20 protein-coding genes are annotated in these 21,454 nt (G+C 65.0%); 7 read left to right on the forward strand and 13 right to left on the reverse strand.

Features of this window, described 5'->3' with window-relative positions:
• Positions 1-44 precede the first annotated feature (44 nt).
• Positions 45-1,028, forward strand: a complete 984-nt coding sequence (gene acuI / locus ACZ5BO_RS14340) for an acrylyl-CoA reductase (NADPH) (RefSeq protein ID WP_464700560.1) — start codon at positions 45-47, stop codon at positions 1,026-1,028.
• A gap of 133 nt (positions 1,029-1,161) precedes the next feature.
• Positions 1,162-2,517: an MATE family efflux transporter gene (locus ACZ5BO_RS14345; protein WP_464700562.1), complete on the forward strand. Its 1,356-nt coding sequence runs from the start codon at positions 1,162-1,164 to the stop codon at positions 2,515-2,517.
• 484 nt (positions 2,518-3,001) lie between these two features.
• On the opposite strand, the gene ACZ5BO_RS14350 is transcribed toward ACZ5BO_RS14345, so the two are convergent.
• The 3 genes from ACZ5BO_RS14350 to ACZ5BO_RS14360 form a co-directional block, all read right to left on the reverse strand.
• The gene (locus tag ACZ5BO_RS14350) at positions 3,002-4,051 is read right to left on the reverse strand and encodes a 3-oxoacyl-[acyl-carrier-protein] synthase III C-terminal domain-containing protein (protein ID WP_464700564.1); all 1,050 of its coding nucleotides are present in this window, start codon (positions 4,049-4,051) and stop codon (positions 3,002-3,004) included.
• Between the two features lie 533 nt (positions 4,052-4,584).
• Positions 4,585-4,914 (reverse strand): DUF2834 domain-containing protein, encoded by a 330-nt coding sequence (locus ACZ5BO_RS14355; protein WP_464700566.1) that lies wholly within the window; start codon positions 4,912-4,914, stop codon positions 4,585-4,587.
• A 14-nt stretch (positions 4,915-4,928) separates the two neighbouring features.
• A complete protein-coding gene (locus tag ACZ5BO_RS14360; RefSeq protein ID WP_025131329.1) occupies positions 4,929-5,321 on the reverse strand; it encodes a DUF6713 family protein in 393 nt (130 codons plus the stop codon).
• Positions 5,322-5,466: 145 nt separating this feature from the next.
• On the opposite strand from ACZ5BO_RS14360, the gene ACZ5BO_RS14365 reads away from it, so the two are divergent.
• The gene (locus ACZ5BO_RS14365; protein WP_464700568.1) at positions 5,467-5,919 is read left to right on the forward strand and encodes an N-acetyltransferase family protein; all 453 of its coding nucleotides are present in this window, start codon (positions 5,467-5,469) and stop codon (positions 5,917-5,919) included.
• Positions 5,920-5,962: 43 nt separating this feature from the next.
• Positions 5,963-6,784 carry a helix-turn-helix domain-containing protein gene (locus ACZ5BO_RS14370; RefSeq protein ID WP_464700570.1) on the forward strand — a complete coding sequence of 274 codons (822 nt, stop codon included), beginning with the start codon at positions 5,963-5,965 and terminating at the stop codon, positions 6,782-6,784.
• Here the strand turns inward: ACZ5BO_RS14370 and ACZ5BO_RS14375 are convergent.
• The gene (locus tag ACZ5BO_RS14375; RefSeq protein WP_025131326.1) at positions 6,781-7,521 is read right to left on the reverse strand and encodes a TetR/AcrR family transcriptional regulator; all 741 of its coding nucleotides are present in this window, start codon (positions 7,519-7,521) and stop codon (positions 6,781-6,783) included. The two genes, ACZ5BO_RS14370 and ACZ5BO_RS14375, sit on opposite strands and share 4 nt — an antisense overlap.
• A 159-nt stretch (positions 7,522-7,680) precedes the next feature.
• Positions 7,681-8,055 (reverse strand): DUF2784 domain-containing protein, encoded by a 375-nt coding sequence (locus tag ACZ5BO_RS14380; protein WP_464700573.1) that lies wholly within the window; start codon positions 8,053-8,055, stop codon positions 7,681-7,683.
• A gap of 272 nt (positions 8,056-8,327) precedes the next feature.
• Here ACZ5BO_RS14380 and ACZ5BO_RS14385 point away from each other — a divergent pair, with 272 nt between their 5' ends.
• Positions 8,328-9,305 (forward strand): hypothetical protein, encoded by a 978-nt coding sequence (locus ACZ5BO_RS14385; RefSeq protein ID WP_464701273.1) that lies wholly within the window; start codon positions 8,328-8,330, stop codon positions 9,303-9,305.
• An 18-nt stretch (positions 9,306-9,323) separates the two neighbouring features.
• Here the strand turns inward: ACZ5BO_RS14385 and ACZ5BO_RS14390 are convergent, their stop codons facing one another.
• From ACZ5BO_RS14390 to ACZ5BO_RS14405, 4 genes are all read right to left on the reverse strand, one after another.
• Positions 9,324-11,108 (reverse strand): FAD-dependent oxidoreductase, encoded by a 1,785-nt coding sequence (locus ACZ5BO_RS14390; RefSeq protein WP_464700575.1) that lies wholly within the window; start codon positions 11,106-11,108, stop codon positions 9,324-9,326.
• Positions 11,109-11,764: 656 nt separating this feature from the next.
• Positions 11,765-13,138 carry a nucleotide 5'-monophosphate nucleosidase PpnN gene (ppnN, locus tag ACZ5BO_RS14395; protein ID WP_025131322.1) on the reverse strand — a complete coding sequence of 458 codons (1,374 nt, stop codon included), beginning with the start codon at positions 13,136-13,138 and terminating at the stop codon, positions 11,765-11,767.
• A 327-nt stretch (positions 13,139-13,465) separates the two neighbouring features.
• Positions 13,466-14,131: a suppressor of fused domain protein gene (locus tag ACZ5BO_RS14400; protein ID WP_464700577.1), complete on the reverse strand. Its 666-nt coding sequence runs from the start codon at positions 14,129-14,131 to the stop codon at positions 13,466-13,468.
• Positions 14,132-14,182: 51 nt separating this feature from the next.
• Positions 14,183-14,932 carry an SIR2 family NAD-dependent protein deacylase gene (locus tag ACZ5BO_RS14405; protein WP_464700579.1) on the reverse strand — a complete coding sequence of 250 codons (750 nt, stop codon included), beginning with the start codon at positions 14,930-14,932 and terminating at the stop codon, positions 14,183-14,185.
• A 181-nt stretch (positions 14,933-15,113) separates the two neighbouring features.
• On the opposite strand from ACZ5BO_RS14405, the gene ACZ5BO_RS14410 reads away from it, so the two are divergent.
• Complete coding sequence (locus tag ACZ5BO_RS14410; RefSeq protein ID WP_464700581.1) at positions 15,114-15,518, forward strand: response regulator; 405 nt, start codon at positions 15,114-15,116, stop codon at positions 15,516-15,518.
• Positions 15,519-15,551: 33 nt separating this feature from the next.
• Here the strand turns inward: ACZ5BO_RS14410 and ACZ5BO_RS14415 are convergent, their stop codons facing one another.
• A complete protein-coding gene (locus tag ACZ5BO_RS14415) occupies positions 15,552-16,421 on the reverse strand; it encodes an isocitrate lyase/PEP mutase family protein (protein WP_464700583.1) in 870 nt (289 codons plus the stop codon).
• Positions 16,422-16,869: 448 nt separating this feature from the next.
• Between ACZ5BO_RS14415 and ACZ5BO_RS14420 the strand changes: the two genes are divergently transcribed.
• On the forward strand, positions 16,870-17,997 hold the full coding sequence (locus ACZ5BO_RS14420; RefSeq protein WP_464700585.1) for a saccharopine dehydrogenase family protein: 1,128 nt from the start codon (positions 16,870-16,872) through the stop codon (positions 17,995-17,997).
• 6 nt (positions 17,998-18,003) lie between these two features.
• On the opposite strand, the gene ACZ5BO_RS14425 is transcribed toward ACZ5BO_RS14420, so the two are convergent.
• From ACZ5BO_RS14425 to ACZ5BO_RS14435, 3 genes are all read right to left on the reverse strand, one after another.
• Positions 18,004-19,329: a hypothetical protein gene (locus ACZ5BO_RS14425; protein WP_464700587.1), complete on the reverse strand. Its 1,326-nt coding sequence runs from the start codon at positions 19,327-19,329 to the stop codon at positions 18,004-18,006.
• 109 nt (positions 19,330-19,438) lie between these two features.
• Positions 19,439-20,386 carry a sensor domain-containing diguanylate cyclase gene (locus tag ACZ5BO_RS14430; RefSeq protein WP_025131313.1) on the reverse strand — a complete coding sequence of 316 codons (948 nt, stop codon included), beginning with the start codon at positions 20,384-20,386 and terminating at the stop codon, positions 19,439-19,441.
• A 3-nt stretch (positions 20,387-20,389) separates the two neighbouring features.
• The gene (locus ACZ5BO_RS14435; RefSeq protein WP_025131312.1) at positions 20,390-21,379 is read right to left on the reverse strand and encodes a response regulator; all 990 of its coding nucleotides are present in this window, start codon (positions 21,377-21,379) and stop codon (positions 20,390-20,392) included.
• Positions 21,380-21,454: the final 75 nt, after the last annotated feature.

The raw sequence follows: 21,454 nt of genomic DNA on the forward strand, positions 1-21,454 counted from the left end.
GCGCTCTACGCCGTTGCAGCCTCCCTTGCCAACAGGAGTCCATGATGTTCAAGGCCATTGTGATCGACAAAGACCCCGAAGGTTATCGTGCCCGACTGACCGAGCTGGACGAGGGCCGGCTGCCCGCGGGTGATGTCAGCGTGCGGGTCGCCTACAGCACCCTGAACTACAAGGATGGCTTGGCGATCACCGGCAAGAGCCCGGTGGTGCGCCAGTTTCCCATGGTCCCCGGGATCGACCTGGCGGGCACGGTGGAGTCCAGCAGTCACCCGCGTTTTCGCCCTGGCGAGCAGGTGCTGCTCAATGGCTGGGGCGTGGGTGAAAGCCATTGGGGCGGCCTGGCGCAGAAGGCCCGCTTGCAGGGTGACTGGCTGATCCACCTGCCCGAGGCCTTCACCCCGCGCCAGGCCATGGCCATCGGCACCGCCGGCTATACCGCCATGCTGTGCCTGATCGCCCTGGAACGTAACGGCCTGGAGCCCGGGCGTGGCGAGGTGCTGGTGACTGGCGCCAGCGGTGGCGTCGGCAGCTTTGCCATCAGCCTGCTGTCGCGCCTGGGCTATTCGGTGATCGCCGCCACCGGGCGCCCGGAAGAGGCCGACTACCTCAAGGGGCTGGGGGCGTCGAGCATCATCGAGCGAGGGGAACTGTCCCAGCCGGGACGCCCCCTGGCCAAGGAACGCTGGGTGGCGGCCATCGATTCGGTGGGCAGCCATACCCTGGCCAACGTTTGCGCCGGCACGGCCGCCGATGGTCTGGTGGCCGCTTGCGGGCTGGCCCAGGGCATGGACTTTCCGGCCTCGGTGGCGCCGTTCATCCTGCGTGGGGTGAGCCTGCTGGGGATCAACAGCGTCACTCGGCCCTACCATGAACGGGTGCATGCCTGGGAGCGCCTGGCCGCCGAGGTGGACCTGGCGCACCTGGAGCTGATCACCCGTGAAGTGGGCCTGGAACAGGTGCCGGCGGTGGCCCGGGAACTGCTCGACGGCAAGGTCCGCGGGCGGGTGGTGGTCAACCTCAACCGTTGATGTAAACCCGGGTAGGTCGCGCTTGCCGCTGTGGCTGGCGCGACGGTTGAACCGCTGAACCTATAACAGCCGGTCGCCATACTCTCCAGGGCCCCGTGGCCCTCCGTGCTCCTGATCCGAGGTTGCCCGCTCCATGTCGATTCCCGCCCAGCGTCCGCTCTGGCAGGTGTACCTGATCTTCCTGCTGCCCATGGTGTTGTCGAACTTCCTGCAGTCGTTCTCCGGCACCCTCAACGGTATCTACATCGGCCAGTTGCTCGGCACCCAGGCCCTGGCGGCGGTGTCGGGGATGTTTCCCATCGTGTTCTTCTTCATTGCCCTGGTGATCGGCCTCGGGGCCGGGGCCTCGGTGCTGATCGGCCAGGCCTGGGGCGCCAGGGAGCTGGGCACGGTCAAGGCCGTGGCCGGCACGACCCTGTTGCTCGGCGCCCTGATCGGGTTGTCGGGAGCGCTGCTGGGCATCCTCTTCGCGCGGCCGGCGCTGCAGGGCCTGGGCACGCCCGCCGACGTGCTGGACGACGCGGTGGGGTATGCCCAGGTGATGATGCTGATCATGCCGCTACTGCTGGTGTTCGTGCTCTTTACCCAGTTGCTGCGGGGCGTCAGCGACACCCTGTCGCCACTGTTGGCGCTGATGGTCTCGACCCTGGCGGGGCTGCTGCTGACCCCGGCGCTGATTCGCGGCTGGCTGGGCCTGCCGCCCATGGGCATCCAGAGCGCGGCGTATGCCGGGCTGGTGGGCAACATCCTGGCCATGGGGTTTCTGGTCTGGCGCCTGCGTGGCCGCGAGCACCCGCTGGCGCCGGACCGGGCGCTGTTCGCGGCGATGAAGCTGAGCCCGGCGATCCTTGCCAAGGTGCTGCGCATCGGCCTGCCCACCGGGCTGCAGATGGTGGTGATCTCGCTGTCCGAGCTGGTGATCCTGGCCCTGGTCAACCGCCACGGCTCCCAGGCGACCGCGGCCTATGGCGCGGTGACCCAGATCGTCAACTATGTGCAGTTTCCGGCGCTGTCGATCGCCATCACGGCCTCGATCCTCGGTGCCCAGGCCATCGGTGCCGGGCGCTTGGAACGCATCACCCCGATCCTGCGCACGGGGCTGGCGATCAACCTGTGCCTGACGGGGGCCCTGGTGCTGCTGGGCTACCTGATCTCGCACTGGCTGCTGGGGCTGTTCATCATCGATCCGGCGGCCCTGGTGAACGCCGAGCACCTGTTGCACATCATGCTCTGGAGCCTCCTGGTGTTCGGCTTCCAGGCGGTGGTGGGCGGCATCATGCGCGCCAGTGGCACAGTGCTGGTGCCGGTGGCGATCTCGATCTTCTGCATCATCGGGGTCCAGGTGCCGGCAGCCTACCTGCTGGATGCGCACTACGGCCTGCAAGGGGTGTGGATGGCGTTCCCGGTGGCCTACTTGAGCATGCTGGCGCTGCAGGTCTGCTACTTCAAGCTGGTGTGGCGCCACAAACAGATCCAGCGCCTGATCTGATCTGTGCTTCAGCGCGCCTAGGCACTGCGCCACGAGCGCAGTGCCAGGGGCCCGATCTGCTTTCCGGGACACCGGGGGCGAGGCTCAGCACGCTCCTGAGAGGGGCCCAACAGAAAGGGTGACGGTACGGTTTTGGAAGCGCGGTCTATAGCGATTTGCGCATGAGGCCGGTGCCGGTTCATCAGGTTCGTGGCACGGCGCTGCACCTGGCGGGCATCCCTCGGGTTGCCGAGTCGATGGGGGCAACTGAACAGACGAGGTCGCAGACACCGGCTGCACGGTTGTCATTGAGGGGCACAGAAAGAGAACACGAGAAACTCGGGCGCAGCCTAGGCGAGGCGACTCGATACTCAGGGGCATGGAACTCTCAACTTGCCGCAGTATCGCGGCAAGTTGGTTGGCGTGTGTCCGGAGAACTCGACTGCGCTTCTAGAGAGCCGACTTGCAGCGCAAACCTGCCCTGAAATGGTCGTTCAACGGAGCCTTACAAACTGAATGACAGGGCGGAAAAAACCATGCCTCCGCTGCCGGCCCATCCCATGCAGAACTGATCTTTCTCGGCGTTGCCCTGGCTCACCGCATCGAAGATTCCATAAGGAATCGATGCGGTAATGATGTTGCCTGTCTTATGTCCGACGTGATGCAGTTTCTTTTCAATGCCGATAAGTTCGCCAATGTGTTCCCACATGTTGGGTGAACCGGTATGAATGAATACTTTGTGAATGTCGGAAGCAGGTGCCTTGTGCATGTTGAATACTTTTATCGCTTCGTTCCTGCCATCTTCATGCAGCGCCGCGGCGTAGGAGTTGAACTGGTATTGGCCACCTGTCGGTGAAATGCGCGCCATATCATCCTCATTGCAGAACTGCTTCCAGTCCGGCAGGGAAATGGTCGACAAGTCGCTCAGGTCAGGCCTGTTGATATAAGAGAACTTGAAGTTTCCAGGTGCCTGATTGCTGAGTATGGTGACGGTTACCGCCTCGCCAATGGTAAAGCTTGGGAACTTGTATGCCAGTTCCGATGGAGACTGCAAAGTAAAGTTCTTGGGCATCACCGGTCCGCCGTCAGACATGCCGAATTCCATGTTGACGATGGCCGCGTAGCGTATCTCGCCTGCTTCCATCTTGCTGTTGATGACATCCATGGCCGTTACCCAGCCGTTGCAGGCGTCGACCACGTCAAAGTTTCTGCAGTTCAGGCCCAGGGCCTTGCAGATGAAGGTGCTATTGGCTGGCTCAATGAACCCGCGTGTCACATTGGGGTAGATCAGCAAGTCCAGGTCGGCCTTGCTGATGTTGGCCTGTGCCAAGGCGGAATCAAATGCAGCTTCCATCAGTTCCATCGGCTTTTCACCGGCACCTAGCCAGTGCCGTGTTTCGATTCCGCTTTTATCCAGTAACTTGCCTATGGTCTTCAAGGTTTTTGGCAAGTCATCCTCAAAAGTATTTCTCGAATGCTCCTCGACCAAGTTGAGAACATCCTGGTTTGTAACGATTCGCGAAGGAAGAATTCCTGAAAGTCCTGCAATTTTCATACGACATCCTTGTTTGCGTTGTGTATCCGTGGTGAAGGTTTTACCAGTGGTGCAGTGCTGATTAGTTGCTTTGAAGAACGCTGTGGTGTTGCTGGAAGGCGCTTGTTGTCGAGACTGTGGAAAGTCTTTTTAGTTGGCTTGGTTAGTGGTGGAACATATTTCTAGCACAGCAAATCAGGAAAACAAGCCAGGCGCTGAAATTTATTTTTTTATGATTTTTAGAGTGTCTTAATAGTAATGCTTTGATTGGGTTTTAATAAAGAATTGAAACTTTTGATCATGTGTTATTAGTTGTGGTTAGTTCGTGACTTGCATCAATAGCTGCTCGGCAAGTTCGTTGTTTACGCAGTGTCTGGGTGGCTGTTTTCCGCCTGTTGTCCATGAATCATGGGTCGCCAATCCTGCACGGCCAGGGAGCACAGCCCACGCCGTTTGCAGGCTCGAGCCGGTGCAGGGCGACAGTGGTTCTGACCACCCAGATCGTACCGGCAGGACTGTTCGCCACACGGCGGTGGCTGGCCTGAGCTCGGCTTTCAATGCTTCTGGGCCCACGCCGGTGGCGGGCGGCGCCAGCCTTGCACCACGATGTACAGCAGCGGGCCGATGGAGACGAAGATCGCCGTCAGCAGCAGGTAGGGCAGCACCGAGGCGATCGAGCGCCCGCAGTGGCGGGCGTCCTGCAGCATCCAGGCCGAGGCCAGCAGCGCCATCAGGTACAGGTCGATTACCACTTGCGCGGTGTCGGGCCGCGACAGCAGTTGCAGGCCGAACTGCAGCAGGGACTGCTCGGCCTGGAACAGGGTGAACAGGGTGTAGCCGCTGAAGACCAGCAGGGCCAGGAGTGCCGGGTAGGGACGGTGCATGGGACGGTACTCCATCAGCAAGGGTGTGGGTGGCTGGCCTGGCGGCCCAGGTCGAGCATCAGGTACAGCAGGCCGGCAGCGCCGCAGGCGAAGATCAGGCCCTGGGACCAGGGCGAGTCGAACAGATACAGCGGGTGTTGCCGCAGGTTGTAATGCAGCCCTGCATGGACCACGGCGAACCCTGCCAGCAATCGCTGGCTGTTGCGGCGCAGGGCAGGGCGCGAATGCCCGGTGAGCCAGATCAACGCGGCAACCAGGGGCACGTGCAGGGCAATGAACAGCGCCTGGCCGAGCCTTGGGTCGAGGTCGCGCAAGCCATACAGCAGGCGCCATTCGGACTGGGCTACGGCGTCCAGTTCATGACCGGCGAACAGGGCCACGCACAGCACCCAGAGTGTCTTTCTCACGATGAAACTCCTTGAACAACGACAGGCAAACAGGCTAAGTGGCAAGCCCGTCGCTACTCAATGACCCCACAGGTCATAGACAGGCCGCCAGCCGATCCTGTCAGCTGCACCCGGTACGACGATCACCTTCAAGGAGCGAGCAGTGATGAACCCACAGACAGCGGCTCCGGCCACAGGCCGGTTGATCCGTGAAGCCCGGGCCGAGGATGTGCCGGCCATGCTCGGTTTCGATGCCTATGCCGATGCCCACCCCGAACGCGGCCAGGCCCTGCGCCGGGCGGTCGAGCAAGGGCAGTGCTGGGTCGAGGTGGAGTCCGGCCGGGCGCTCGGCTACCTGTTGCTCAATCATGATTTCTTCGACCAGGGGTTCGTCTCCCTGGTGGTGGTGGCGCCTGATCAGCAGCGCCGGGGCGTGGCCCTGCGGCTGCTGGCAGCGGCGCAGCAGGCCTGCAGGACGACCAAGCTGTTCATCTCCACCAACCGCTCCAACCAGGCGGCCCGGGGGTTGATTGCCAAGGCCGGCTTCGTGCCCAGCGGGGTGGTGGAGAACCTCGACCATGACGATCCCGAACTGATCTATTTCAAGCCTGTCGGCTGATCGCCGAGGCCGCACAACCGTCTCCATAGGATGCCCCCGAGCCATGTTGCCACCCCATGCCCCCGCCGCCGTCGACTCGCCTACCGTGGGCCTGCTGTTGCGTCAGCTACGCCAGCAGGGGCGCTTGAGCCAGTTGGAGCTGGCCTTGCAGGCCGGCATGTCGCAACGCCACCTGAGTTGTGTCGAGACCGGTCGTGCGCAGCCCAGTCCCGAGCTGTTGCACCGCCTGCTGAGCACCCTGGACACCCCGTTGCCAACCCGCAATCGGGTGTTTCTCGCTGCCGGCTACGCGCCGCGCTACGCCGCCCTGGGGTTGAACGATCCGGGCCTGGAACCGGTACGGATGGCCCTGATGCACCTGCTCCAGGCCAACAATCCGGCGCCGGCCATCGTGATTGACAGCCACTGGCAGGTACTGGTGGCCAACCGTGCAACCCAGGCGTTGTTTCAACTGTTGGGCCTGCCGTTGCAGGCGCTCGAACAGGGCTTCAACCTGCTGGCGACCCTGCTGGCGCCCGGCGGTTTCGGGGACTGCCTGGTCAACGCGCAAGAGATCCGCCAGGTGGCCTGGCAGCGGGCCGCGCAGGAGGCCGCGGTGGACCCGGAGCTTGCGGCGCTGCTGGCCAGCCTGCCGTTTCCCGGGGAATCGGCAGGGGCCCCGGACCTGACGACTCCGTTGCTGCTGACCCGGGTTCGCGGGCCCCAGGGCGAGCTGCGTTTTCTCTCCACCTTCACCACCTTCGGCATGCCCCAGGACATCACCGTGGCGTCATTGCGCATCGAGCACCTGATCCCTGCCGACGAGTCCACTTGGCAAGCCTTGACCCAGGCCTGCGAAGGTCTCGCGGCAAGTACTCCGGGCTAGATCGCCAGGGCTCGGGCCGGCAGCCCGGAGCCCATGTCCGAGGCGGGCAGCGCGCCACCCAGGACCATGCGGGTCAGGGTCGTGGCAACAGCCTGGAAGTCCTTGGCGCTGGGGCCGTCGTTGTGCTCCATCAGGGCGATCTGCCAGCCGAGGGTCGGGTAGATCTGGGTCGCTGCACCGATGAACAGCAGCAGGTGTTGCGGATCGACGGCGGCGATCAGCCCGCGTTCGGCCCAACGGCGCAAGCAGGCTATTTCACTGCGGTTCTGTGCCTCCAGGCTCTCGCGCCAGGCCGCTGGCAGCTGTTGCCCGCCATGCAGCAGTTCGCTGCAGAGAATCTTCGAACGCAACGGATAGCCCTGGACGATCTGCACCCGTGCCTCGATGTAGGCCGCCAGCGCCTGTCGCGGCTCGGCCTCCTCGTGCAACAGCCGCGAAGCCTGTTGCAAGGGTTCCATCAAGGGCAGCAGGACCTCGGCGTAGAGGTTTTCCTTGGTGTGGAAGTAGTAGTAGAGATTGGCCTTGGGCACCCCGGCGCGCAGGGCGATGTCCAGGGTCTGGCAGGCGCTGAAACCCTTGGCGGCGAATTCATTGCGGGCGGCGTCGAGAATCAGCTGGCGGTGGCGCAGCCGGGAGTGGCGTTCCCGGCCTGCCGGCGTTGCGGTCAGGGGGCGTGCCGAACCGGCGTCGACGGCGGGCGAGGGCAGGCTGGCCATGGTGGATGAAGGGCGATGCATGGGACAGTCTCGTGGGGCGGATTCGCAATATACAAAAGTATATAGCGAAACGCCTGGGTCACGCTCGGCTGCACGTCGAGGTGCTGAGCCCGGCGATTCGGAGATAAGGGCGCAAGGTGCAACCGGGGCTGACTGGCCGTCCCGGTTGCTGGGCCTGGATCAGGCGCTGCGCGAGCGGATCCAGCGCCAGGCCAGGTAGCCGTAGACCGACAGGTTGACCAGCAGCACCAGGGCCCCCAGCCACAGCTGGATACCTGGTGTCAGCCCGGCAGGGTAGATCAGCGGGATCAGATAGTGCTCGATGAACCCGGCGCCGTAGCCGTCCTGCCCGGCGGCGTGGCGCAGCAGGTTTTCCCAGCGGGTCAGCGGGCATTCCAGGTGCAGCACCTCCACGGCCACGCCCCAGGCGGCAGCGGGCAGGTGCAGCAGCATCAGCCGGGGATGGCGCAGTACCAGCAGGCCCCCCAGCAGCACGAAGACGATGAATGACAGGTGAAACAGCACCAGGCTGTCAGCGGCAATGCGGTAGAGCATGAAGGTTCCTTGTGGGGGAGACGGGTCCGTGGCGCAGGCGCCCCGCGCAATATACCGATGGCGCGGGCAGCGTGGTGGGGATTTGCGTTACGCCGGCCGGGGATTTTCCCAAGGGCCAGGGGACGCTACCTATACTGCTGGAAGTCCTGGCGGCCGCTGTCGCCGACACTGCCCTTCAGGGAGGGAAATGCCTTGTGCCTGCAGGCGCTGCGCTCCCGCTGCCCTTGCTCCCCTGGCTGAGTCGGGGGCTGCTGTGCCTGGCGCTCATCGCCATGGCCGGTTGTGCCAGCCGGGCCCCTGAGCAACCGGTGGCGGCTCCGGTCGCTCCAGGTACCTGGCAACAGGTGGATGGCGAGTTGCTGGAGGCTTGCCGCTCTGCCACCGCGCAGGTCGAGGTCTATGCCCGGGGTTCCATGGAGCACTGGCGCACCCGGATCTATGAGCAAACCGACGAGGCCTTCATTCCCTGGTTCACCGGCTACTGGACCCAGGAATGGCTGTCGCTCAAGGTCGGCTGGTATTCCCTCAACAGCCGCGGCGATGCCGACCCGTCCTCCAGGCGCCTGGCCGCCTACCTGCAGGAGCAGTATCAACAGCGGGTCCTGGCACCGGTGGCCCTGGAGATCGATGCCGACGACATCACCGGCGAGGCCATGGAATTCTATGTGCAGCTGCTGCGCCGGCAGGTGGCGGTCATCACTGCGCGTCATCAACTGCCGGCGCCGCAGTTGCAGCAGCACCTTGGGCGGATCACCGCCATCGATCTCGGTCCGCAGGCCGGGCAGCGGGCCTCGCTGCAGCAGTTGATCCAGGTGCAGCCCATCGCCCGGTTGCCAGCTTATGGGCCGCTGTTGCAGCAGATCCACGGGGCACCCGCGAGCGAGGGGGATGCAACGTCGGGCATTGCCCAGGTGGCCCTGGTGACCAGCGACAAGCTCCAGGCCCAGTTCGCCGGCCGCAGTGTGGCCGGTGCGGTGGCGGCGGCCGTGGGCCGGGTGGCCGGCACCCTGCTTTCGGTGGGGGTGGCGGGCGTACGGGCCTTGGTGCACGACAATGACCGCGAGGCGCTGCAGGAGCAGACGCGCCGCGACCTGGGCAAGGCCTTCGACCAGGTATGGCTCAGGCAACTGCACGACCCCGAGCACGGGGTCATGGCCGGGGTCTACTACCTCGGTCGGCAGATCGAGGGCCAGTTGCAAGCGGCGCAACCTGCGGTAGGGCTGGACAGCGGCACGGGCTTTAGTCCCTGAACCAGTTGCGCTTCCCCCTCAGGCGTGGCGTGTGGCAGCAGCTGCGGTCCTGGCGTGGGGAGGCTGTTCCAGTGTCACTTCATAGGCGCTGATGCCTGCCGCATGGCGCCCGACAATGTAGCCGAAGGTCATGGCCGGCCCCAGGTTGATGCCGCCGGACGGGTAGAACCCGCCCATGACACTGGCCATGTCGGTGCCCGCCGCATACAGCCCGGGGATCGCCGTGCCCGACGCATCCAGTACCTGGGCCTGAGGGTTGGTCCTGAGCCCGGCAAAGGTGCCGAAGCTGCCGGGCAGGACTTTAACCCCGTAGAACGGTCCCTGTTCGATCGGCGCCACGCACGGATTCGGGCCCGGGTACAGCGGGTCGCCCTGCTTGCGGTTGTAGGCGGTCGAGCCCCGGCCGAACTCGGGGTCCTGGCCTTGCCGGGCCTGCTGATTGAAGCCCTGCACCGTGTGCGCCAGGCCTTGCGGGTCGATGCCGCAGCGCCGCGCCAGGGCCTCGATGGAGTCGGCCCGCTGCAAGTAGCCGCTGCGCACCAGCGGGCCCACCGGCAAAGGGAAGGGGCGAGCGTAGCCCAAGCCGTAGCGGCGCTGGAAACGGTGGTCGCAGATCAGCCATGAGGCCACTTCCTGCCCCGCGGGCACGGCCTCGACCATGGCCGCAGTGTAATCGTAGTAGCCGTCGGCTTCGTTGACGAAACGCTTGCCGCTGGCCAGGACGCCGATCAGCCCGGGCTTGGCCCGGTCGATGATATGGGGAAAATGCCCGACACTGCCGTCGGCATGCTGCACCCGCGACACCGGGGCCCAGGCCACCGGGCTGGCAAGATCGCGGGACAGCACTGCGCCGGCGGACTCACCAAGGCGGATACCGTCTCCCGAGCAGCTCGACGGTGGCAGCGCCAGGTGCTCATCGGGCCCTGGCGCTCGGGGAAACAGGGCCTGGCGCCGTACCGGGTCATGGGCAAAACCGCCGCTGGCCAGCACCACGCCACGGCGCGCGCGGATTTCCCGAGCCCCCTGGGGCGTGTCGACCAGGGCGCCATGCACCCGCTGAGCATCCTGCAGCAGTGAACGCGCCGGCGCCGATTCCAGCAGTTGTACCCCCAGCATCTCGGCGGATTTTGCCAGCCGGCCGATCAGCGCCACGCCGTTCACCAGGTGCATGGCCCGGCCGTGCAGCGCCAGGTCCCGCAGGTGACGGAGAAAACGCTTGCCGACATGCGCCAGGGACTTGAACGAGCGGGTCATGCTGAGAAAGGCCCCGAGGTCGGCTCCGGCCATGATCGGCATGCCCATGAACGAGGTTTCCCGCAGGGTCCTGCGCAGGCGTGCCAGCAACGGGCCGATGTGCCGGGCGTCATAGGGCGCGGCAATGACCTGGTGACCCTCGACGCCGGCGCCGGGCACCCGGCCATGGATGTCTGGAATGCCGTTGCCGTCAACAAACTGCAGGGCCGTGTGCTGCTCGAAGAACGCCACCATCTGCGGTCCGTTGTCGAGAAAGGCGTCGATCAGCGGCGCGTCGTAGCGCGCGCCCAATTCATGCCGCAGGTAGGTGCGCGGTTGCTCTGGGTCTTCATGGATGCCGGCACGACGGGCCAGGGGGTTGCCTGGCACCCACATCCAGCCGCCGGACCAGGCGCTGGCCCCGCCGAACGTCGCGTCCTTTTCCACCACTATTACCTTGAGACCGTGCCAGGCAGCGGTTACGGCGCAGGCCAGGCCGGCGGCGCCGGAGCCGATCACCAGCAGGTCACAGTCCAAAGGAGGCAGGGTTGCAGCGGGGACTTCGCTCACGATGACGGGCCTTTTTCGATAGAAATGAATAAATGGAATTCGGTTCCATTTTTTTGAAAAACTATTCCACAGTGCTCGGGAGGCTGTCAAACTCGATGTGCCCAGCCCTGTGCAACGCCCGTGGAACAGGGTTGCAGGGGCATGCTGAGGACGATTCTGGCCGCCCGGCAGGGCGCAGCTCAGGCCAGGGCCTGGGCGCCAGTCAGGGGGTGGGGGCTGCAGAGGCAGGGGAGACAGGAGCCGCGCATTGCTTGTTCGTTGCATGCTGCTTTGCGCCGGTAACGGCTGGCACCTGTGGGCACTGTCGCCGGGTGCTGCGCGTTTTTTATAGGGCCCCGCTCAACGGGGTCGAGGCATGCTCGGGAGCTGTGCCTGTCCTGCCCTCTAGGAAATGCTTGTGCCTCTAGCCAAAGGTGAAGTACCGACGCAAAGCGCCCCGGTAGAGCCGGTGAGGCGGGCGCCTGCCAGCACCGGGGCGGCGCAGCGACGCCAATGGCCGGCGCGTTGTGTTCAGGGGCATTGGGGATTCAGGGAATGCGCCTGCTGCACGCTCGAGCGCGAGCCAGTTCCCTCGCCACGCTGTGCGGCGGGCAAAAAAAACGCCGCGCTCCCGGGAGGGCAACGCGGCGTCGTTCAACGCTTGACGGGGCGCCGGATCAGCTCACCACGCGGTAGCAGGGCACATAGGCCGCGCCACCCGGCAGCTTCATGCGGTGCTGGGCGACGAAGGCTTTGAGCAACTCGTCCAGCGGCTGCATGATCGCCGGGTCGCCGTGGATGCTGTACGGCCCTTGCTGTTCGATCAGGCGGATGCCCTGGTCCTTGACGTTGCCGGCGACGATGCCGGAGAACGCCCGGCGCAGGTTGGCCGCCAGTTCGTGGGGCGGCAGGGCATGGCTCAGTTGCAGGTTGGCCATGTTCTCGTGGGTCGGGTCGAACGGGTGCTGGAAGCCCTCGTCGATCTTTAGCAGCCAGTTGAAGTGGAAGGCGTCGTTGCGCTCGCGGCGGAACTGCTTGACGGTCTTCAGGCCCTCGGTCATCTGCCGCGCCACTTCGGCCGGGTTGTCGATGATGATCTGGTAGTGCTTGCGCGCCGCTTCGCCCAGGGTGGCGACGACAAAGGCGTTGAGCTGCTCCAGGTAGGGCGCTGCGCTCCTGGGGCCGGTGAGGATCACCGGGAACGGCAGGTCCTGGTTGTCCGGGTGCATCAGGATGCCCAGCAGGTAGAGGAACTCTTCTGCAGTGCCGGCGCCGCCGGGGAAGATGATGATGCCGTGGCCGACACGGACGAAGGCCTCCAGGCGCTTCTCGATGTCCGGCAGGATCACCAGTTCGTTGACGATGGGGTTCGGCGCCTCGGCGGCGATGATCCCGGGCTCGGTCAGGCCCAGGTAGCGGCCGCCGCTCATGCGTTGCTTGGCGTGGGCGATGGTCGCGCCCTTCATCGGGCCCTTCATCACGCCCGGGCCGCAGCCGGTGCAGATATCCAGTTTGCGCAGGCCCAGCTCGTGGCCGACCTTCTTGGTGTACTTGTATTCCTCGGTGTTGATCGAGTGGCCGCCCCAGCACACGACCATTTTCGGTTCCACGCCGGGGCGCAGGGTGCGGGCGTTGCGCAGCAGGTGGAAGACGTAGTCGGTGAGGCCCTGGGAGCTGTCCAGGTCAATGCGCTGGCTGCCCAGTTCGTTCTCGGTGTAGACGATGTCGCGCAGGGCGCTGAAGAGCATTTCCCGGGTGCTGGCGATCATCTCGCCGTCGACGAAGGCATCGGCCGGCGCGTTCAGCAGTTCCAGGCGCACGCCTCGGTCCTGCTGGTGAATGCGTACTTCGAAATCGTGGTAGGCGTCGAGGATGGTCTTGGCGTTATCGACGTGGGCGCCGGTGTTGAGAATGGCCAGGGCGCACTGGCGGAACAGGGTATAGATGCTGCCGGAGCCGGCGGCACTGAGTTGTTGCACTTCGCGTTGCGAGAGCGTCTCCAGGCTGCCTTTCGGGCTGACCGAAGCATTGATCACGTGTCTTTGCGGCATTAATGAATTCCTGAAAGCGAAGCCACCGCGACGCAGGCGGGCAGTGGCGAAAAAAGAGCAGGGCAGTGAATGGGACCGCCGATGGAGGCTGTTTACTCCTGGGGTCGAGTGAGAGAGTAAAGCGGATTTGCCGATCCTGCGCTGGCTGAATCTAACTCATTGCGGCCGGCCCTGGGGGCAAAAAATGTTGCACCGAGCCCCTGGCCCAAATCTGCGGGCCGTCCCGGGCATTGCCCGGGGGCTGCAGTTGCTGCTCAGAAAGTCGCGGCTGGCCCGGGCCTGAATCGCCATCCGGCCCGGCGCGAAGCCGGGCAGGGTACACGGATGCTAGAGCACGCTGCCCCGCGCCGGATCGACCAAGGGCGAGGCCCCGGCTTGTGCCAGGCGCTGCTGCAGGGCCTGATAGTCGTGGGCCTGGCCCCAGGCATGTTCGTCCAGGGTCACGCCGACCAATTGCAGGAACTCGAAGCGTCCGCTCGGCAGTTGCCAGGGGCCGGCAAACCCGGGTGCGGGAATGAACAGCAGGGCTTGCAGCAGGCTGTCGCCCCCGGTGATCGGCTGCCCGGTGCGCATCCGGTCCCAGGGGCCCAGGGGATGTTGCCCGGCAAAACGCTCGGCGGCCAGCAGCAACTGGTAGGCGCAGAAGTTGCGCAGCAGGCGCAAGGCCCAGGGCGATTGCTCGGGGGTTTCCAGCAACAGTTCCAGGCCCAGGCCGGAGTCGCCGTCCGGTTCGGGCTGCTCATCTTCCCAGGCGTTGGACAGCCCCGAGGTGACGTACAGCCAACTGCTGCGGCCGGCGTTGGGCGGCGACTCGAACACGCCGTGGGTCAACCAGCGCGGATCGACCTCGCTCTGGGCGAAGACCTGGCTGAACAGCGTCATGTCCAGGGGGTAGATGCCGGGCCCGAGGTCGCCGAACAGCTTCGGGTAGAGTTGTTCTTCACGTTGCGCCCAGGCGGCTTCAAGCCATGAGGCGCCAGTAGGGTGTGACATCTGCAGGCTTCCTTGAAAGAGGCAGGCGGCTCGGCTTGAGCCGCCCTGGAGTCAGGCAAAGGCGCGGCGGACAAGTTCCGGCAGCAGCTCACCGGCCTTGCCTGTAAGGCTGTATTCCTCGGGGGCGCTGCAGGCCTGGGGCTGGGGGTTGATGTGCAGCACACAGGCGCCCTGTCGCAGGGCCCGCAGGGGAATCTGCGCCGCCGGTTGCACCAGCCCCGAGGTGCCCACCGATAGCAGCAGGTCGCATTCATCGGCCGCCTTGAACGCATCCTTGAGGGCCTGCTGTGGCAGGGCTTCACCGAACCACACCACCCCGGGACGGATCTTGCCGTTGCAGCCGCTGCAGCGTGGCGGTTCCAGGCTGGCCCCCTGTTCCGGCAGCTCCGGCACCGGCAGTTGGCCGTTGAACGGGCGATTGCAGGCAAAGCATTTGGGCGTGTGCAGGCTGCCGTGCAGATGCAGGACTTCGGAGCTGCCTGCGCGCTCGTGCAGATCATCGACATTCTGCGTGACCAGGGTCAGGCGTGGCACCCGCCGGGCCAGTTCGGCGATGGCCAGGTGCGCGGGGTTGGGCTGGGCCTCGAGTACCTTCAGGCGCCGCCATTCGTACCAGCCCCAGACCAGCGCCGGGTCTTCGCGAAAGGCCTGGGGGGTGGCCAGGCGTGCCGGATCGAAGTGTTCCCACAAACCGCTCAAGGCATCGCGAAAGGTCGGGATGCCACTTTCCGCCGAGACGCCGGCGCCGGTGAACACCAGCAGGTGCCGGGCCTGGGCCAGGCGTTGGGGATCGAACTCCATGAACCGTGTGTCTCCATGGTCGAGGGCTGTGGGCAGATGATTATCCGGACTCTGTTCGGACCTGTCCGAAAAACTCGTCGCAAGGCGTTCTGAAAGTGAATTAATCCGTCCGGCACCGCTCATAACTCTTGTCAGCGGTCCGGTCCGTATCCAGTTCATCCTCCCAGGGAGTGCCCACCCCATGAATCCAGCGTCGCCAGCCCAGCAGGGCGCCTCACCCCGATTGATCCTGGTGGTGGAGGACGAGCCTACGGTGCTGGGTTTTCTGTGCGAGATCCTGGAGGACGAGGGCTTTACCACCCACGCTTGCGAGCGCGCCGACCAGGCCTGGGCCTTTCTGCAGAAACGTGCCGCGGACGTGGCCATGCTGCTGACCGACATCACCATGCCCGGCACCCTCAATGGCGCCAGCCTGAGCAACCTGTGCCACGAGCACTGGCCGTGGATACCGATCCTGGTGATGTCGGGATTCGAGACCCCGGAGAGTTCCGGGGTGCGTTATCCGGTGAGCTTTATCCGCAAGCCCTGGACCATCGGCCAGATCCTCGACTGCGTGGAAGGCGCGCTGCAGTCGGCCCAGGGTTGACGCTTTGCGCCCCAACCCGGCCGATCGCTAGGGTTACTCCTTGACGCTCATGAACTCACGGGCCCAGACGATGTAGTCCTCGGGCAGGGTGTAGGTGTGAGCCAGTTCGGTGGCGCTCAGGTCCGAGGCCTGGGTGAAGATCTGCCGCTGTTCCCGCAGGCAGTCGTAGGTGGCCTTGATCGCGGCAAAGTAGGCGGCGTGGCCGTCGACCGCAATTTTCACCCCCAGCTCGGCCAGGCGCGCATCGTCGCGCAGTGCCGGGTTGCCGTAGGTCACCAGCATCAGTGGCACGCTCAGGTGCTCGCTGATCTGTTCCAGCTGTTCGAAATCGCGAATGCCGACCATGCAGATCGCATCGGCGCCGGCCCGCTCGTACTGCTGGGTGCGGTTGATGATTTCCTGCACCGGGAGGATCCCGGCGTTGGTCCGGGCGATGATCGCCAGTTCCGAGTCGATCCGGGCTTCCAGGGCTGCGCGGATCTTGCCGACGCCTTCGGCGACGGAAATCAGGTCGGTGGATTTGCGCCCGAACTGCGCCGGCAGCAGGGTGTCCTCGATGGTCAGCGCGGCGATGCCGGCGCGTTCCAGTTCAACCACGGTGCGCATCACGTTGAGGGCGTTGCCGTAGCCGTGGTCGGCGTCGGCGATCACCGGCAGCTGGGCCACGCGGCCGATGCGGGTGGCCTGTTCGGCGAACTCACTGAGGGTGATCAAGGCGAAGTCGGGGGCTGCGAGAACCTGCAGCGAGGCCACGGAGCCGCCGAGGATGCCGACTTCAAAACCCAGGTCGGCGGCGATACGGGCAGACATCGGGTCAAACACGGAAGCGGTGTGGTAGCAGGAGTTGGAAGCGATCAGTTCACGGAAACCGCGGCGCAAATCTTGATGGGAAAGCCTGGACATAACAGCTCCGAGATAGGATCGAGAGATCGACCTTGAGGTCGAGTCAAATTTTGCAATCAGTTCCCTTGGCGAGCCGGGGAAAGAGCGGCTCACAGCGAAACGTTAGTTGGGCAGATGAAGATGAAACAAGGTGGGTAGCAAGGCGTCTTTGTCCCGCTCGGTTGCGCGAACCGGCGAGTTTGTTATGCGAGGCCGACATAGCAGGACGAGGCTATCACGCCCCGAGGCCCTAGTTGATGAGGATTTTGCATAGCATTATGCCGGACCGGCATTGGCTTTTTTTTCTAACCAGATGTTTCCGAGATTCACTACAGAACTTTCCGCAGGTTTCGCGACCCGCCGGCCAAGAGCCCGGGCACTTGTCGATCCCGGGCAAATCAACCAAGCTGCCGCGCCTCGGATTGCGGCTTTTCAGTGGCGCGACGGTTTTTGTTCAAGGATGCAGGCAATGGCGCTCAAGGTGTTGGTGGTCGGTGGTTATGGCAATTTTGGCAGCATTATCTGCCGCTATCTGACCCATATGCCCGGGTTGCACCTGGTGATTTCCGGGCGCGACCCCCTGAAGCTGGCGGCCAAGGTCGCCGCCCTGCAGGCCGAGGGCGCGACCTCCTGCGAGGGCTGGTGCGGCGATGCCATGGGCCCGCAATGGGCGCCGGCGTTGCAGAGCCTGGGCATCGACTGGGTGATCCACACCGGCGGGCCGTTCCAGGGCCAGTCCTATGCAGTGGCCCGGGGCTGCATCGAAGCCGGAGTCAATTATTGCGACCTGGCCGACTGCCGCCAGTTCGTGCGCGGCATCGACGTGCTGGATGCCCAGGCGCGGGCCGCCGGGGTGACGATCCTCAGTGGCTGCAGTTCGGTGCCGACCCTGTCGTCGGCGATCATCGATGAGCATCGCGGGCGTTTCTCCCGCATCGAGCGCATCGAGCACGGCATTTCCTCCTCGGCGAAGATGCCCGGGCTGTCGACCATCCAGGGCGTGCTGGCCTACGCCGGGCGGCCCATCCTGCAACTCAAGGATGGCCGGCCCGCTGCGGTGATCGGCTGGCAGGGCCTGACCCTGCGCACCCTGCCCAGGCTGGGTACACGCCTGCTGGCCAACGTCGATGTGCCGGACCTGGACCTGTTCGCCGCGCGCTACGGCGCCCACACCCTGAGCTTCAAGGCCGGTGCCGGGCTCAAGGTCGCCGGGTTGGCCAATGCCCTGCTGGCGCAGCTGGTGAAGGTCGGCCTGATCCGCGATCCGGCACCCTGGGCGGCGCGCCTGCACCGCTGCGGCACCTGGTTCGAGGCATTCGGCGACGGCCTCAGCGCCATGTATGTCGATGTCCACGGCCTGGGGCTGGATGGCCAGCCGCTGTCGATGACTGCGCAGCTCACCGGCAGCCACGACCACGGGCCGGAGATTCCCAGCTGCGCGGCGGTGGCGGTGGTGCGCAAGGTGCTTGCGGGCCATGTGCCGGCGCCGGGGGCCCGGGCCTGTGTCGGTGAGGTCAGCCTCGACGAGTACCTGCAGGCGATCAACGATCCGGACCACCTGCAGATCCAGGTTTGGTTTTCCCGCGAGAGCGCCTGAAGCCCTCTACCACTGCAGGGGCTGGGCGAAGTCCTTCCAGAACAGCCAGCGCTCCACCTCATGGTGCTCGCCGGTGCCGATCTGCCAGTCCGGGCGAGCGGTGTCCAGGGCGATCCTGACGATGATCCCGGCATAGGTCGCGGCCACCAGGGTCTTGCCGTCGGGGCTGATGTCCATGGCGCTGAAGCTCGAACCGACATAGTGCTGCCAGCGGTCCTCGCCGGTTTCGCTGAAGGCCCGCAGGTAGCCGTAGGCATCGCCGATGATGAACTCGTCGCCCCGGGACGTGGCGGCGTACACCCGGGCGCCGTCCTGCAGCACCGGGGTGCGCGGGTCGTCGCTGTAGAAATCGGTGGACAGCCCCGGCAGGTCGGCCACCGCCACCCCCAGGCTGGCACCGTTATAGAAGTGGCAGGCATTGAGCAGCAGGCGATCGCCGCGCCGGTTGAAACAGGCGAAGTGCGGGTACTCGCTGCCCGGGCCGATCTGTGCCACCAGTCGCAGTTGGGCGTCGTACACCAGGTGCGAGCCGCACTGTTCGCCTACGGCGATCCACTGGCCGTCCGGGGACACCGCGCCGTGCTCCATGCACAGGCCGATGTTCAGGTCATCGGCGACCACGCCGTCCTTCAGGTCCTGCTCTATGTCTTCCAGGCGCCGCAGCAGCCGGGTGGCGCCTTCGGCGTGCAGCACGAAGATGCCGTCGGCGCTTACCAGCAACACCCGGCGACCATCGGGGAAGGGGATCAGCGCGCTGGGGTTGGGGCGTTCACGAGCTTCCAGTTCCAGGCCTTCGGGCAGGCCGGCCAGCGGGTCTGGCCAGGCCAGGCTGGCCACCTGCGGGCCGTTCCAGCCATCGGTGACCTGGATTCCTTCGGCCCGGCCCCAGGCGAAATAGCGCCGCTGCGGGCACACACCAAAAAACTCCACCTGCTCCAGCACCTGGCTCTGGCCGTCAGCGATATGCACCACGGAACCGGCCTGGTAGGGCGCGCCGATGCGTGCCAGCAGGCTGCCGTCGTCGAGCAGGGCCAGGGCCGGGATCATCTGTCCCTGTTGATCCAGGAGTGGCGACAGCGGGAAGTGCGCCGGCGGCCAGTCCTGGCGAAAGGCTGCCCGCCGGGCCGGGTCGTGGCCGCCCCGGTTGCTTTCTTCCAGGGCGGCCTGCCAGGCCTCCAGCAGCTTCTCGGTGCGCGGCATGTAGGGTTCTTTCAGGCCTTTCCAGCCTTCGCGGTTGCCGGCCTCGACGTAGCGATTGACGCCTTTGGCATAGATCATCACGGCGCGATGCCATTGTTGTTGCGGGGACAGTGGGGGGCTCGAATCGGCCATCTGCGCAGGACTCCTTGTAGCGTCAGAGAGGGGCAGTGCGGCCCCTGGATGGACCGCAAAGGGCCGCAGTCTATCCCGTCGCAGGGATTCGATGCACCCCGCCCGCGGCTCAGGGCGCGTAGGTGCTCACGCAATTGCGCCCGGCGTGCTTGGAGGCATACAGCGCCTGGTCGGCCCATTCGATCAGGCAGCGATGATCCCGCGATGGCCGATCGAGGCAGGCGATGCCCAGGCTGATGGTGAAGGCGATGGCCTGGTCGTTGTGCAGGACCCTCTGGGCTTGCACTGACTGGCGCAGGCGCTCGGCCAGGGTGCGGGCCCCGGCGAGGTCGGTGTGGGGCAGCAGGATGGCGAACTCTTCGCCGCCATAGCGCCCGGCCACGTCGCTGTCGCGCACGTGCTCGTGGATCAGCTCCGACAGGCGCTTGATCACCGCATCGCCGGCCTGGTGGCCGTAGCGGTCGTTGATCGACTTGAAGTGGTCGATGTCCAGCATCAGCAGGGCGATGCCATGGCCGTGGCGGCTGTACTCGAACTGCAGGCGCTGTTCCCAGTGGCCGCGGTTGTACAGCTGGGTCAGGTGATCGGTGCGCGACAGGTGCTGCAGCTGCTGGTTGGCCTTCTGCAGTGCCAGGCTGTTGATCGCCACATCGGTGAGGTCATAGATCACCAGGCACACATGATGGATCTCGCTGTTGGCGGAGCGCAGCGGAAGCAGCGTGGTGTTCTGGTACATGAACTCGCCCTGGCCGGTGATCGGCTGGTAGTTCTTGAAGCGCACCAGGTACGGCCGCTGTTTCCAGATGGTGAAGGCTGGCGTGCCGAGGGCTACCACACGCCCGACCTTGCGGCTGAACCAGGGCCGCTCGACTTCGGGGAACAGCTCGAAGAACGAGCAGTCGATGGCCTGTTTCGACGGCACCCCGGAGCGGTTTTCCATGAAGCTGTTCCACACCTGGACCCGGCACTCGAGGTCGAGCACCACGATCCCCACGTCGATGCTCTGGACCACCGCCAGCAACCAGTGCAACTCACTGAAATCCATTCGTCTGGGCATGGCTCAATTCATCAGGTAGGCGAGTTTCTGTTCCAGCAAGGCCATGGAACCCTCGGTGAACAACAGCAACAGGTCAAAGTGAATGTTCTGCTCCTCCAGGCTGTAGCTGATCTCCACCGCCTGGGTGGTTTTCCAGCGTTGCTGGTTGAGCACGATCAACTCGTCGATGCTGGTGTGCTCCCCCAGGACCTGGGGATGGCCGACGGAGAAGAACACGTCCAACTGGTCGGCGATGCTGCTCAGGCAAGCGCCGATCAGCACGCTGGACAGGTCGATCAGCACTTCCATTTCCTGGTAGGGATCGGTGCCTTGCTCCATCAACTGGGCGATGTCGGCCACCTCCGAGTCGTAGAACATCAGCAGCGCCTCGCCGGCGATGCCGCTGCCGATGTAGCTCTGGCAGATGGCGGTCAGTTGCCGGGCGCGATTGGCGTCGGCCAGGAGCATCTGCAACTCGCCGGCTTCCAGCACATTGACGTGGGGAATGGGCAAGTGCACGAAGACGTCCAGGACCCTGGCGATCAGCGCCGCGGCGTAGCCCATGGAGACATTCACGGTTTCCCGGAAGGCATCGCGAAAGCTCACCAGCGGGGCCGGCGACAGGTGCGGGGTGAGCGGTGAGTCGGCGCTGTCCAGCAGTTGCAGTTGGTTGAGCAACTCACGCAGTTGCTGCGGATCGAAGGGCTTCTTGAGGAAGGCCCGGGCCCCGAGCTCGCGGGTGCGGCGCACGGCTTCTTCCTGCACGTCGCCGGAGATGACGATGATCTGCGCGTCGATGCCTTCTTCCTGCACCGCGCTCAACACCTGGTAGCCGTCCATCACCGGCATGGTCAGGTCCAGCAGCGCCACCTTTCCCAATCCGCGGCGCAGGGCTTCAAGGCCCTCCCGCCCGTTGCTGGCCTGGGTCACGGACACCCGCCACTCGCTGGGCAGGGTACGCAGTACCTGCTTTCTGGCCATGCTCGAGTCATCGCAGACGAGAAGGGGAATCATCGGGATCGGACGCTCATTCGAAAAAATCCGTAGTGGGATAGTGTTCGGGAATGTAACGAGTTGCCGGTGTGATAA

This window comes from Pseudomonas sp. FFPRI_1 (genome assembly GCF_055384485.1).